The 11935-nt window shown below is 75.0% G+C and carries 13 protein-coding genes; 4 read left to right on the plus strand and 9 right to left on the minus strand.

The annotated features are described in order from the left end of the window. Positions 1-12: 12 nt before the first annotated feature. Both ACZ6CZ_RS19165 and ACZ6CZ_RS19170 read right to left on the minus strand, forming a co-directional pair. Entirely contained in the window at positions 13-801 is a 789-nt protein-coding gene (locus ACZ6CZ_RS19165; protein ID WP_469022622.1) for a cytochrome c oxidase assembly protein, read from the minus strand. Positions 802-872: 71 nt separating this feature from the next. Further along, positions 873-1436, minus strand: a complete 564-nt coding sequence (locus tag ACZ6CZ_RS19170) for a DUF2243 domain-containing protein (RefSeq protein WP_469022256.1) — start codon at positions 1434-1436, stop codon at positions 873-875. Between the two features lie 274 nt (positions 1437-1710). Here ACZ6CZ_RS19170 and ACZ6CZ_RS19175 point away from each other — a divergent pair, with 274 nt between their 5' ends. The 4 genes from ACZ6CZ_RS19175 to ACZ6CZ_RS19190 all read left to right on the plus strand — a co-directional run bounded on the left by ACZ6CZ_RS19175 (position 1711) and on the right by ACZ6CZ_RS19190 (position 3923). Then, the gene (locus ACZ6CZ_RS19175) at positions 1711-2550 is read left to right on the plus strand and encodes an MBL fold metallo-hydrolase (RefSeq protein ID WP_469022259.1); all 840 of its coding nucleotides are present in this window, start codon (positions 1711-1713) and stop codon (positions 2548-2550) included. Positions 2551-2690: 140 nt separating this feature from the next. After that, positions 2691-2993 (plus strand): aquaporin, encoded by a 303-nt coding sequence (locus ACZ6CZ_RS19180; RefSeq protein ID WP_469022262.1) that lies wholly within the window; start codon positions 2691-2693, stop codon positions 2991-2993. A gap of 72 nt (positions 2994-3065) precedes the next feature. After that, positions 3066-3479: an SRPBCC family protein gene (locus ACZ6CZ_RS19185; RefSeq protein ID WP_469022264.1), complete on the plus strand. Its 414-nt coding sequence runs from the start codon at positions 3066-3068 to the stop codon at positions 3477-3479. Positions 3480-3635: 156 nt separating this feature from the next. After that, positions 3636-3923 carry a DUF4190 domain-containing protein gene (locus ACZ6CZ_RS19190; RefSeq protein WP_469022267.1) on the plus strand — a complete coding sequence of 96 codons (288 nt, stop codon included), beginning with the start codon at positions 3636-3638 and terminating at the stop codon, positions 3921-3923. Positions 3924-4019: 96 nt separating this feature from the next. On the opposite strand, the gene ACZ6CZ_RS19195 is transcribed toward ACZ6CZ_RS19190, so the two are convergent. The 7 genes from ACZ6CZ_RS19195 to ACZ6CZ_RS19225 form a co-directional block, all read right to left on the minus strand. Next, positions 4020-4865 (minus strand): SGNH/GDSL hydrolase family protein, encoded by an 846-nt coding sequence (locus tag ACZ6CZ_RS19195; RefSeq protein ID WP_469022270.1) that lies wholly within the window; start codon positions 4863-4865, stop codon positions 4020-4022. Positions 4866-5240: 375 nt separating this feature from the next. Then, complete coding sequence (locus tag ACZ6CZ_RS19200) at positions 5241-6518, minus strand: ABC transporter substrate-binding protein (RefSeq protein WP_469022272.1); 1278 nt, start codon at positions 6516-6518, stop codon at positions 5241-5243. Next, a complete protein-coding gene (locus ACZ6CZ_RS19205) occupies positions 6515-7666 on the minus strand; it encodes a branched-chain amino acid ABC transporter permease (RefSeq protein WP_469022274.1) in 1152 nt (383 codons plus the stop codon). Before ACZ6CZ_RS19205 ends, ACZ6CZ_RS19200 begins: the two co-directional genes overlap by 4 nt. Beyond that, on the minus strand, positions 7659-8555 hold the full coding sequence (locus ACZ6CZ_RS19210) for a branched-chain amino acid ABC transporter permease (protein WP_469022277.1): 897 nt from the start codon (positions 8553-8555) through the stop codon (positions 7659-7661). Before ACZ6CZ_RS19210 ends, ACZ6CZ_RS19205 begins: the two co-directional genes overlap by 8 nt. Then, positions 8552-9391, minus strand: coding sequence for an ABC transporter ATP-binding protein (locus ACZ6CZ_RS19215; protein WP_469022279.1), 840 nt, complete (start codon positions 9389-9391; stop codon positions 8552-8554). The genes ACZ6CZ_RS19210 and ACZ6CZ_RS19215 overlap by 4 nt, the downstream gene beginning before the upstream one ends. Further along, positions 9388-10191: an ABC transporter ATP-binding protein gene (locus tag ACZ6CZ_RS19220; RefSeq protein ID WP_469022282.1), complete on the minus strand. Its 804-nt coding sequence runs from the start codon at positions 10189-10191 to the stop codon at positions 9388-9390. The genes ACZ6CZ_RS19215 and ACZ6CZ_RS19220 overlap by 4 nt, the downstream gene beginning before the upstream one ends. A 384-nt stretch (positions 10192-10575) precedes the next feature. Next, entirely contained in the window at positions 10576-11850 is a 1275-nt protein-coding gene (locus ACZ6CZ_RS19225) for an RsbRD N-terminal domain-containing protein (RefSeq protein WP_469022284.1), read from the minus strand. Positions 11851-11935: the final 85 nt, after the last annotated feature.

The following is an 11935-nucleotide window of genomic DNA, read 5'->3' on the forward strand; positions in this document are numbered from 1 at the left end:
GGGGACCGGTGTTCAGGACCGGACGGGGACGGCGAGCGGCCGCGGGCGTGGCCGGCGGGTGGGGCGCCAGGTGGAGACCAGGGCCGCGGCCAGCAGGAGTTCGGCCGTGTCGCCGCCGTAGTACATGATCTCCGCGCCGCCCCGCACCTGGTCGACGGGGGCGTGGATGTCGGCCCAGAAGCCGCCGTACATGAGCTGGGCGATCACGGCGTGCGCCGCGACGGCGACGCCCAGGTAGACCAGGCGGGCCCGGACGCCCGGCCGGGAGGGGGCCGGGTCGGGTCCGGCGACGGCGTGGGCGAACAGGCAGCCGGACAGCACGAAGTGCGCGTGCAGCAGCCAGTGGGCGGCTGGATGGTGCAGCCCCGCGTTGTACAGCGGGGTGAAGTACAGCACCGCCATACTGCCGGTGGACAGTGCCAGCGCGGTGCCCGGGTGGGCCAGGAACCGCGCCGGCCGGGTGTGCAGTACGGCGGACAGGCGCCGGGCGTGCGCGGTCGGCAGGGTGCGCAGCAGCAGGGTGACCGGGGCTCCCAGGACCAGGGCGAGCGGCGCGTACATGCCCAGGAGCATGTGCTGGGTCATGTGGCCGCGGAAGTCGTCGTGCGCCCACGGGCCCAGCGGGGGCAGCAGCGCGGCCGCCGTCAGGGCGAGGCCGGTGAGGAAGCTCGCCGTCCGGGCGGGCGCCCACCCCTGCGCGGAATTGCGGCGCCGGGCCCGGCGGGCGAGCAGGAGGTAGGCGGCGGCGAGGAGCGACAGGCCGAGCGCGGGCAGGCCCGTCTCCGCGAGCGTGCCGCCCATGGAGTGGCCGGACATGTGCTGGTCGTACATGTGGTGGCCGGACATATGGTGGCCGGACATGTGGTGGTGCATCAGGTGGCCCGGGGCGCACGCGGCGCGGCCGGGGCGTCGGGGTCGAAGAACTGCCCGCCGCGCTGGAGCAGGTGGCCGCCCGCGACCAGCAGGGCGCCCAGGACCAGGAAGGCGGCGTCCCACCACGCCTGGTGAGGGCCGGCGTGGACGTGGTGGATGCCGAGGATCTGGTGGTCCAGCAGGCCCTCGACGAGGTTGAACAGGCCCCAGCCGACCAGCGTCCAGCCCCACAGCACCCGTGAGGTCCACACGCGGCGGCGGTTGTGGGTGACCCGGGAGTACAGGATGGCGAGGCCCGACAGCACGGCGAGCCAGCAGACGGTGTGGAAGACGCCGTCCCACACGGTGTTCATCTCCAGGCCGGAGACGGACTTGGGGTCGTAGTACGTGACCCCGATGCGGTCGTGGTTGGTGCTGCTGAGCATGTGGTGCCACTGCAGGAGCTGGTGCAGCAGGATGCCGTCGACGAATCCGCCCAGCCCCACCCCCAGCACGATCCCCGGCAGCCGGATGCTCCGTGGCGCCGCCGTCGCCGCCCGGGCCCCGTCCACGGTTGCCGCCATCGCCGGCCTCCTTCTCCTGTTGTCGTCCTCGTCGTCGTGCCCCGGTCTCCCGAGGGGTGTTCCCGCCCAACGGTTGCCCAGGCACCCCTTCCGAGCGCAAGTACGCCGTCCAGGCCAGCAGCGGACGCCGGTGCCCGCGGGGCGGGTGGGGCGGGCGGAGGCGGGGGGCGGCCGGCGCGTATGCGGAGCGGTGGGGTGGGGTACCCCGGGCCCAGGGAACGAGTGCCGACGACGACAGACGGGCCCGCGGACCCGTCGGGCAAGGACCGCCGCCATGACCGACCTCGACGACACGCTGGACCTCCACTTCATCGGCAACGCGACGGTCCTGCTGCGCTACGGCGAGCTGACCCTGCTGACCGACCCGAACTTCCTGCACCGGGGTGAGCGCGCGCACCTGGGATACGGGCTGGTCAGCCGCCGGCTCACCGAGCCCGCCCTCGACCCGGGAGACCTGCCGCGCCTGGACGGGATCGTCCTGTCCCACCTGCACGGCGACCACTGGGACCGCCGGGCCCGCGCGGGCCTGGACCGCTCGGTGCCGGTCGTCACCACGCCGCACGCCGCACGGCACCTGCGTACCTGGCAGGGCTTCCACCGGGCGGGCGGCCTGCGCACCTGGGAGAGCTGCACCCTGCGGCAGGGCGGTCAGCAGGTGCGCGTGACCTCGCTGCCCGGACGGCACGCCCTCCAGCCCGTGTTGCGGCGGCTGATACCGCCGGTCATGGGCAGCATGCTGGAGTTCGGCCCCGCGGGCGGGCCGGTGCGCCTGCGGCTGTACGTCTCCGGCGACACCCTGCTGTACGACGGCCTGGAGGAGATCGGCCGGCGCTTCCCGGCCGCCGACCTGGCGGTGCTGCACCTCGGGGGCACCCAGCTCCCCGGCGGGTTCGTGGTCACCATGGACGGCGCGCAGGGCGCCGAACTCGCCCGGCGTCTCGATCCCCGGCACATCCTGCCGGTCCACTACGACGACTACACGGTCTTCCGCTCGCCGCTCGAGGACTTCCTGACCGAGGCGCGCGGGCTGGGACTGGAGGAGCGGCTGGTGCACTGCCGCCGGGGCCGGCACGCCCGGCTCACCCCGCTCGGCGACCGGCCCGCGGTCCACTGACCGGCACCGACCACCGCGCCCACCACCCGTCACCCGTAACCCGTAACCCGTCGCTGTCGCCCGGCACCGGTCACCCGGCACCCGCGCGGGTGTGGTCGAATCGACCGGCAGCGCGGATCGACCGGAGGCGGGCGGCCACCATGTTCGTGATCGTCACCGTGGTGGGTGCCGGTGTCCTGCGCCCCGGGTTCGCGCGCTTCACCCCGTGGGCGGTCGGTGCCATGATCACCGCCCAGATCGCCGCGTTCGGCGGGCTGACCGGCGGCGCCGCGAACCCGGCCCGGGCCTGGGGTCCGGCCCTGCTGTCGGGCAGCGCGCCGATGCCGGCGGTGTACCTGCCGGCCCCGTGTGCGGGGGCGTACGCCGCGGCGGCGTCGGTGTCCCGGCTGCGCTCCCGCCTCGGCGCCGGCGCCCTCGCCCCGGTGCCCGAAGGCGGCGCGTGACGGGACTTTTCGGGCGTGGCCGAATGGGCACGCGTGCGGGGTATCGATCCCGACCGGAGGAGCGGTTCCGCGATGGCCGAGTACGAACGTTCCCGCACGATGCCCGCCCAGCCCGAGCACGTCTTCGATCAGGCGGCGAACCCGGGGCAGCTCGACACCTGGCTGCCCGGCGCCCTGCACGTGCGGGTGGACGATCCGCCCGCCGTCACGGTGCACGAGGACCACACCGACCAGGACACCCCGGCGCTGATGCGCGCCCAGAGCGATCAGATGCGGATCGAGTGGGGCACCCGCGCGCAGGGCAGTTACGCCGGCTGGCTCCAGGTCGCCGGCATCGACAGCGGGGCCAGCGAGGTGACGGTGCACCTGTCGTTCTTCGAGGGGAGCCACGACCCGGGCGAGCAGGCGGTGTGCGAGGCCCTCGACGGCAGCCTGCGGCGCCTGGAGGAGCAGGTGCGGATGCGCGTCGAGCACGAGGCCGGCTGAGGGCGGCCCGCCGACGGGCGGACAACGCCGCGGGGCGCACGCGGACTTGACGGACCGTTGACATGGAAGTGCCCCCGAGGGGCATCCGGACGGTCGAGCGACAACCAAGGAGCGTGCGGTCCGCAGGGTCCGTACTACCGTCGATCTGGAGTGGTCATGACGAGTTACGGTGGTTCCTCTTCCGCTTCGACCGGGGCGCGCACCAACGGCCTGGCGATCGCGAGCCTGTGCTGCGGCATCATCGGGCTGTTCTTCCTGAACATCGTCCTGGGCCCGCTGGCCATCGTCTTCGGCGCCGTCGCGCTGCGCCAGGCGTCGGCCAGGAACGGGGCCGGCATGGCGAAGGCCGGCGTCATCCTGGGCATCGTCGACGTGGTCCTGTGGCTGGTGCTGCTGGCCGTCGCCGCGAGCAACGGCGGCTTCAGCTGGTACGTAGGCGGATGACACCGCCCACCACGCACATCCCTGGGGGGTGCGGCCTACCGTCCGGTGGGCCGCACCCCTCTCGCATGTCCTGGTCCGGGGCGGGCGTGGGCCAGGTCAGCCGAGGCCGAGGACGCTGATGGTGCGCTCGGCCATGCGCTGCTCCCCGAGGGTGTTGGGGTGGACCGGGACGACGTTCTGGCCGAACAGGAGCGGTTCTATCCATCTGGTGCCGGACGGCGCGCACGCGTCGTGTCCCTCGGACGCCTGCGCGAAGTCGACGTAGGCGGCTCCGCTCTCCTCGGCGGCGCGCCGGACGACGGCGTTGAGGTGGGTCTGCAGGGCGCGCAGATAGGGCACGTCGCCGGCGGCGATGGGCAGCTTGACGAAGCACGACGGGTCGGCGGTGGCCGGGGTGATCCAGGGATACCCCAGCACCGCCACGCGCGCGTTGGGAGCCTTGGCGCGGACGCTGCCCAGGGCCGACCGCAGCGCGGGGTAGGTGTTCGCGTCGATCGCGTCGTCGAACGAGGTGCCGTACGTGTCCTTGCAGGGGCTGCCGTGTCCGGCGGTGAGCAGGCCCGCGGTGCCGCAGGACAGGACGGCGTTGATGAAGGTGTTGTTGTCGTTGCCGCCGATGGTCAGGGTCACCAGGTCGGTGCCGGCGTCGAGGGCGTTCACCTGGGGGGCGACGCCCGGGTACTGGGACGCGGTGAAGTCCTTGGTCTGGGCGGCGCCGCAGGTGACGTCCGTCAGCCGGGCCCCGGTGCGGGCGGCGAGGACGTGGGGGTAGTTGGCCGTGGAGCGCAGACAGAGCAGGTTGCTCACGTCGACCGGCAGCACGCCGGAGCCGGCGCTGTAGCTGTCGCCGAGGGCGGCGTAGTCGAGCCTGGTGGTGGCCTGGGCGGAGGGCGCGGTGAGACCCAGGGTCAGCGCACCGGCGGCGGCGATTGATGCGGTCATGACACGACGAAAAGCAGGCATGGGCGGGTGCTCTCTCTTCTCGGGACGAGGACGCGGAGCGGGCGGGCCGGTGGCGGCCCGCGGGCTTGCTGGTTCGCGAGAATGCGGCGGCTCGAGCGGAAGGGCAGGTGCCGGCTGCCGGAGCGTGGCAGGACAGCGCACGCCGGCGGCCGCGGATCACCGGTGGCGGATTACCGCGCGGTTCTACCGATAAGTAATGTGCGTCCGCCGAAACGCCACGTCAACATCGTCGACCGAACTTCTTGAATTCCTCACGATCCGCGGCCGCGGCGCACGCTCCGGCGCCGGACCGGCGCTGTCACCAGGCCACTCGCCGGCCCGGGCGGACACGTCCCCGCCCGGGCCGGCGAACCGTCAGGAGCCGTGCGCCGCGAGGTACTCGTCGGCTCCCGGCACCGGGTGGGCGTCCTCCTCGCCGACCACGGCGCCCACGGCCTTCGCGTCCGGCCGCAGCACGTAGGTCCGGGTGCTCGACGGGCGGCCGGCGTCCGAGAAGTCCTGCGGGGTGCCGAGGCCGGTGTCCGCGCGCGGGGTGGAACGGTGCGCCCTGACGACGTCCTCCCGGGCCAGACTGCCGCCGGCACAGGCCTTCTTGAGGTCGGCGCCGAGCAGTTCCGCCGCGTTGTAGCCGGAGAGGACACCGGAGTCGACCAGCGATCCCGGGTACTTCTTCTGGTACGCGGCGACCATCCGCCGCACCCCGGGCAGGTCGGAGCTGACGGCCGGGGCCGCGCTCACCACGTGCAGCATCGCCTTCAGCGCCGCCGCCGCGGGGGTCTTCATCAGCTGCGGGGCGTACCCGGGCGCGCTGCTCACGATCGGCACGCGCAGCCCGCGGGAGGCCGCCACACCGGCCAGCGAGGCCGTCTGGGCGGGCCCGGCGCTGATCAGGACCGCCTTCACCTTCGCCTTGCGCAGCGCCGACACCTGGGCGGTCAGGTCGGTGTCGGTCGCCTTGATCCGCCGGCCCACGACCTTCAGGCCCGCCCGCTTCGCGGCCCAGGTGGAGCCCTCCAGGGCGTTGGCGCCGTAGTCGCCCTCGAAGTACACGTGCCCGATCGCGTCACCCTTGTCGACCTTCCGGGTCCGGGTCAGGTAGTCCACCGCGGCGATCATGTCGATGTCGTAGGTGGTGCCGAGGACCTGGACGGAGTCCTTGCCGAGCAGGGAGGCGGCCCAGGCCTGCGGGAAGGTCAGCATGTGGTCGCGGTCGATGTCGTCGAGGAGGGCCGCCATGACCGGTGACCCGATCACCTGGGGCAGCGCGACGACGTCGGAGGAGATGTCGGCGTAGGCGGTGACGGCCTTCTGCACGTCGTAGCCGTGGTCCTTGACGACGATGTGCACCGTGCGGCCGCAGATGCCGCCCTTGGCGTTGGTCTGGTCGGCCCACATCTGCTGGGCCTGGACGATGCTCTTGCCGAGGGTGGCGTACGGGCCGGACAGGTCGGTCAGCGCGCCCAGCCGGATGGCCGTCGCGGTGACGCCGGGGCCGCCCTTGACGCCGTCCGCGGCGCTCGCGGCGCTCTTGCCGTCCGCCTTCGAGCTGCAGGCGGTGCCCGCGAGCAGCAGCAGGGCCGCCACGCCGGCGGTGAGGGCCGCGCGCAGGCGTCCGGGGGGTGTGACGTTCACGGGGTGTGCTCCTTGGTTCGTGCGGGCGGGGCGGGCGGGTGCTCGGCGGGGCCGGACCCGGGGGCGGGGACGGGGGCGCGCGGGCGCCGGCGGGCGACGCGGGCGCGGAGGCGGCCGGGCAGGGTGTGCAGGCCGGCGGGGGCGTACAGCAGGACCAGGACGATCGCGGCTCCGTAGACGTAGCGGGCCGCCTCGGTGGGGCCGACCCCGCCCTCCGGGCCGGTGCCGGGGGCCGTCACCAGGGGCAGGTGGTCGGCGTACCGCGTCATCAGCAGCGGCAGCGCGGTGACGAAGACGGCTCCGGCGGCGGCCCCGGTGACCGAGCCCAGACCGCCCAGCACGATCATGGCGAGGTAGTCGACGGAGAGCGCGAGGCCGAAGTAGTCGGGGACGACGCGGCGGAAGACCAGCGCCAGCAGCGCCCCGGCCAGGCCCGCGTACATCGAGGACACCACGAACACCGCCGCGCGGTGGCGGGCGACGTCGACGCCCATCACCGCGGCCGCCGTCTCGCTGTCGCGCAGGGCGGCGAGGGCCCGGCCGGGGCGTCCGCGCAGCAGGCCGCGCGCGGTGAACCAGGTCAGGGCGAACAGGGCCAGGCCGAGGTACCACAGCCGTTCCTCGGCGCCGAAGGGCACGCCCAGGACGACGAGGCCGGCGTCGTCGGAGCTGAACGCGAAGCCGCCCAGGGTCAGCGGCGGGACCGAGCGGCCGTTGAAGCCGCCGGTGACGGAGTCCGCGGTCAGCAGCAGGTGGTGGCCGAGGAAGACCAGCGCGAGGGTGGCCACCCCGAGGTAGACGCCGCGCACGCGTCCGGCGACCGGGCTGAACAGCCCCCCGGCCAGCCCGGTGAGGAGCACGGCCAGCACCAGGGCGAGGGCCGGCGGCAGCCCCGCTCCGGGATCGCCGGCCAGCCACACGTACCCGTAGGCGCCGACCGCGAGGAAGAAGGCGTGGCCCAGGGAGAGCTGTCCGGCGGTCCCGGTCAGCAGGCCGAGTCCGACGGCGCCGATGGCGGCCGCCATGGAGAAGAGGCCGACGCGCAGCCAGAAGGCGTCGAGGTAGAACGGCAGCGCGCAGCACAGGGCGGCGGCCAGGGCGGTCACGGTCCGGCGGGGGAACCGGCGCCGCGAGGCGGTCTCAGACACGGGCCGCTCCCTTCGCGCCGAACAGCCCGGACGGCCGTACCAGGAGCACCACGAGCATCACCGCGTACGGGGCGACGTCGCCGAACCCGTCGCCCAGGACGTGCAGTTCGTCCTGGTAGCCGACGACGAAGGACTCGGTCAGGCCGATCAGCAGGCTGCCCGCCAGCGCGCCCGCCGGTGACGCCATGCCGCCGAGGACCGCCGCGGGGAAGGCCTTGAGGGCGATCTGCCCGGTGGCCCGCTCCAGGCCGGGTGCCGGGAACGCGGCGAGGAAGACGGCGGCCAGCGCGGCGAGCGCCCCGGCCAGGCACCAGGCGAGCGTGCGCACCCGGACGAGCCGTACGCCCATCAGTGCGGCCGCCTCCACGTCCTCGGCGGCGGCCCGCAGGGCCAGGCCCCAGCCGGTGAACCGGAAGAGGGCGAAGACCGCGCCGATGGTCACGGCCGACACGGCGACCGCGGCGATCCGGCTGTCGGCGACCGTCACCGGTCCCAGCCGGGTCACCGTATCGCCCCAGGGATCGCCCAGGGAGAGCAGGTCGCCCCCGATGCGCCGGGACAGATCGGTCACCAGGACGATGTCGATCCCGATGGTGGCGATGGTGCGCACGTGGGCGGACTCGGCGTCCTGTCCCCCGCCGCGCAGCACCAGCCGGTCCATGACGCCGGCCACGGCCGCCGTCAGCAGCACCGCGGCGGCCAGCGCCCCGGCGAAGCCGAGGCGGTCGTGCAGGACGGCGGTGAGGTAGCCGCCGAGCAGCAGCAGCGAGCCGTGGGCGAAGTTGAGTACGCCGGACGCCTTGAAGACGATGACGAAGCCGAGGGCGACCAGCGCGTAGACGGAACCGAGGGCGAGGCCGCCGACGAGGGTGTCGAGGAGGGTCGTCATGCCGCGTCCTCCCCCGCCGCCACGGTGCCCAGATAGGCCCGCAGCACCTCCGGGTCCCGGCGGACCTCGTCGGGGGTGCCCCGGGCGATGCGGCGTCCGAAGTCCAGGACGGTGACCTCGTCGGCGAGCCGCATCACCAGCCCCATGTCGTGCTCCACCAGCAGCAGCGACAGGCCCAGGTGCGCGCGCACGTCCCGGACGACCTGTGCGGTACGGGCCCGTTCGGCCGCGTTCATGCCGGCCACGGGTTCGTCGAGCAGCAGCACGCGCGGTTCCAGGCACAGGGCGCGGGCGAACTCGACCCGTTTGCGGTCGCCGTAGGACAGCAGGCCCACCGGTGTGTCCAGGTGCCCGGCCAGACCGGTGAGTTCGGCGATCTCCCGTACCCGGGCCAGGTGTTCGCGCTGTTCGCGCACCGCTCGCGGCAGCCGCAGGGCGCTCGCCGTGAACCCGGCGCGGGACAGCGCGTGCCGGCCGAGCATCAGGTTGTCGGCGACCGTGCCCCGGGTGGTGACGATGTTCTGGAACGTGCGGGCCACGCCGAGCGCCGCGACGCGGTGCGGGGCGAGCCGGGTCAGCTCGTCGGTGCCGAGCGTGACGGTGCCGCTCACCGGGCGGCACAGGCCCGACAGCACGTTGAAGCAGGTCGACTTCCCCGCCCCGTTGGGCCCGATGAGCGCGTGCACCGAGCCCGGTGCCACGGTGAAGGAGACCTCGTCGAGCGCGGTGAGACCGGCGAAGCGCACGGTGACGTCGCGCACGTGGAGCGCGGGTGGTGGCGCGCCGGGCCGGGATCGGGCGACGGGGGTGCGCGAGCGGGTGGTGCGGGCGTTCACATGGCCTCCTGGTCCAGGGCGGGCGCAGGGCCGGTGCCGGCCGTGTCGCCCAGGTAGAGCCGCCGTACGGCGTCGGTGCGGGCCAGTTCGCCGGCCGGGCCGGACAGCCGGACCTCGCCGACCTCCAGGACGTAGGCGTGGCCGGCCAGGGAGAGCGCCATGCCGGCGTTCTGCTCGACCAGCAGCACGGCCGTGCCCTGGGCGTGGATCTCGCGGACGACCTCGGCGATCCGCTGCACCATCCGCGGCGCCAGACCGAGCGACGGTTCGTCCAGGAGCAGCAGCCGGGGTGTCGCCATCAGGGCACGGCCGATGGCGAGCATCTGCTGTTCCCCGCCGGAGAGCAGGCCCGCGGGCTGGTGGGCGCGTTCGGCGAGCCGGGGGAAGAGGGTGAGGACCCGGTCGCGGGCCTGCCGGGTGCGGGCGGTGGCGCGGCCGCGCAGGCCCAGCGTGCCGGCCCGCAGGTTCTCCTCGACGGTGAGGCCGGCGAACACCCGCCTGCCCTCGGGGACCTGCACGACTCCGGCGCGTACGGCGGCGACCGGGTCGCGGCCGTCGAGGGTGGTGTGCCGGCAGCGGACCCGGCCCGCCGTGACCACGCCGCGGTGCAGCGGCAGGGTGCCCGACACCGCCCGCAGCAGGGTCGTCTTGCCCGCGCCGTTGGCGCCGAGCAGGGCGACGACACCGCCGTGCGGGACGGTCAGGGAGACCGACCGCAGGGCGGACACCGCGCCGCCGTAGGTGACGTCGAGGTGGTCCACGCACAGGGCGGGTTCGTCGTCCGGTGGTGCTTCGGGCATCGCTGCTCCTCGGAGAGGACCGGGCCGGGCGCCGTGGCGGGGGGCACGGGCTCGGGGGGGAAGGGCAGCTCACGACAGCATGGGCCCGGGCGACCGGTACAGGTGTGGCGGCGGGTGCGCGGCACCGTCCCAACGGCCGCCGGGACCGCTTGTGCGGGTGCCCAGGGGCGGGCCCGGCAGGGATGGGGCCGGGCGGCGGCCGCGGGGCTCGCCGGTCGCGTGCCCGGACGGGGGCGGCGGGCGGGCAGGGGCGGGCGTGCCGCCGGCGGCCTGCGGCGCCGCGGGGCCGCGCGGCCGGCACCGCGCGCCGGGGCCGCCGGGGCCGCCGCCGCGGGAAGCGGGCGGTGCCGGTGGGGACAGCCGCCGCGGGGACGGGTGCGCGCGTCAGTCGGGCAGGACGCGGCGGGCGGTGAGGGCCAGGCTGATCTCGGCGATGTCGGAGGGGCCGGCCAGGGAGCGGCCCGTCAGCTGCTCGAAGCGGCGCAGCCGGTTCAGGACGGTGTTGCGGTGGCAGTACAGGCGGGCCCCCGCCTCCCGCGCGGAGCCGTCGCACTCCAGCCAGGCGGTCAGGGTGTCCAGCAGTACGTCCCGGTCGCCCGGCTCCAGCCCGGCGAGGGCGCCGAGCACCCGGTCGGCGAGCGCCCTGGCCAGGCCGGGGCTGGAGACGACCAGCGCCGCGGGGAGATGCTCGGTCAGCCGTACGGTGCCGCCGTCGCGGGGGCACAGGCTCAGCGCGGTGTCCGCCGACCCGCGGGCGTCCCCGAGCGCGGCGAGCCCGTCGACGGCCGTACCGATGCCGATGCGCACCCCGGGTGCCGGTGCGGGCACCGCGGCCGGGGACACCGGCGGGTCCCCGTCCTCGGCCAGGACGATGGCGTGGTCGGTCTCCCCGCTGGTGTGCCAGTGGGCGCGCCGGGCCGGTACGGCGGCGAGGGCGGCGGCCCGGGCGCCGGGGTCGCCGGGCAGGTGGGTGCCGGCGACCGCGACGACGACGTACCGGCCGTGTTCCGGCAGGTCCAGCGCCTGGGCGGCCTCGGGCAGGTCGGCGATGCGGCTGGTGCCGTCGAGCAGGGCGGCGGCCAGCAGCCGCACCCGGTTCTCGCGCCGCCAGGCGAGCTGCCGTTCCACCTGCCGGTAGGCGTCCGCGACGAGGGTGCAGTGCTCGTCGACGAAGTTCCAGACGTCGGTGGCCACGTGGACGAGGAGGCGGACGTCCTCGGGGGCGGTCCGGGAGGTCTCCTCGATGAGCGCCTGCCACACCAGGGAGCCACCCAGCCGGAAGGCGTGCAGCAGCGCGTCCAGCGGCAGCCCCTGCTCGGCGCGCGCGGCGCCGATCTTCCACGAGCAGCGGCGCGCGGCGTCCCGGGCGTCGCGGGGGTCGAGCAGGGAGCTGACGCTGTGCCGCAGGGAGCGGTGCACCTCCCGCCAGATGCCGCCCGGGTCGCTCTCCAGGGCGGTCCGGTAGGCCGGTTCCTGGTCCCGGAGCACGGCCACCAGCCGGTCGGTCAGTTCGGGCAGGTCGTCGAGGAGCACCCGGGCGGCCCGGTGCAGGACCCGCAGCGCCTCCGCGTCGATGAGCGACCGGGTGCGCAGGCCCCGGGTGCGCGGCAGCGCCGCCGGTTGCGGGCGGACGGTCCGTGGCCGTACGGCGTGATGCATGGTCGCGCTCCCCCAGGTCGGCTCCGGGGCGGCACGCCCGTGACCGGTCTCCCGCCCGTCCTGTCCGGGCGAGGTGACCGCGGGG

The organism is Streptomyces sp. NPDC041135 (assembly GCF_055592085.1).

What these genes read in the sequence shown, in the direction of transcription:
- ACZ6CZ_RS19190 (WP_469022267.1), top strand. Translation starts at nt 3,636, where the DNA reads ATGACGAGTTACGGTGGTTCCTCTTCCGCTTCGACCGGGGCGCGCACC.
- ACZ6CZ_RS19175 (WP_469022259.1), top strand. Translation starts at nt 1,711, where the DNA reads ATGACCGACCTCGACGACACGCTGGACCTCCACTTCATCGGCAACGCG.
- ACZ6CZ_RS19170 (WP_469022256.1), bottom strand. Translation starts at nt 1,436, where the DNA reads ATGGCGGCAACCGTGGACGGGGCCCGGGCGGCGACGGCGGCGCCACGG.
- ACZ6CZ_RS19180 (WP_469022262.1), top strand. Translation starts at nt 2,691, where the DNA reads ATGTTCGTGATCGTCACCGTGGTGGGTGCCGGTGTCCTGCGCCCCGGG.
- ACZ6CZ_RS19185 (WP_469022264.1), top strand. Translation starts at nt 3,066, where the DNA reads ATGGCCGAGTACGAACGTTCCCGCACGATGCCCGCCCAGCCCGAGCAC.
- ACZ6CZ_RS19220 (WP_469022282.1), bottom strand. Translation starts at nt 10,191, where the DNA reads ATGCCCGAAGCACCACCGGACGACGAACCCGCCCTGTGCGTGGACCAC.
- ACZ6CZ_RS19225 (WP_469022284.1), bottom strand. Translation starts at nt 11,850, where the DNA reads ATGCATCACGCCGTACGGCCACGGACCGTCCGCCCGCAACCGGCGGCG.
- ACZ6CZ_RS19195 (WP_469022270.1), bottom strand. Translation starts at nt 4,865, where the DNA reads ATGACCGCATCAATCGCCGCCGCCGGTGCGCTGACCCTGGGTCTCACC.
- ACZ6CZ_RS19165 (WP_469022622.1), bottom strand. Translation starts at nt 801, where the DNA reads ATGGGCGGCACGCTCGCGGAGACGGGCCTGCCCGCGCTCGGCCTGTCG.
- ACZ6CZ_RS19210 (WP_469022277.1), bottom strand. Translation starts at nt 8,555, where the DNA reads ATGACGACCCTCCTCGACACCCTCGTCGGCGGCCTCGCCCTCGGTTCC.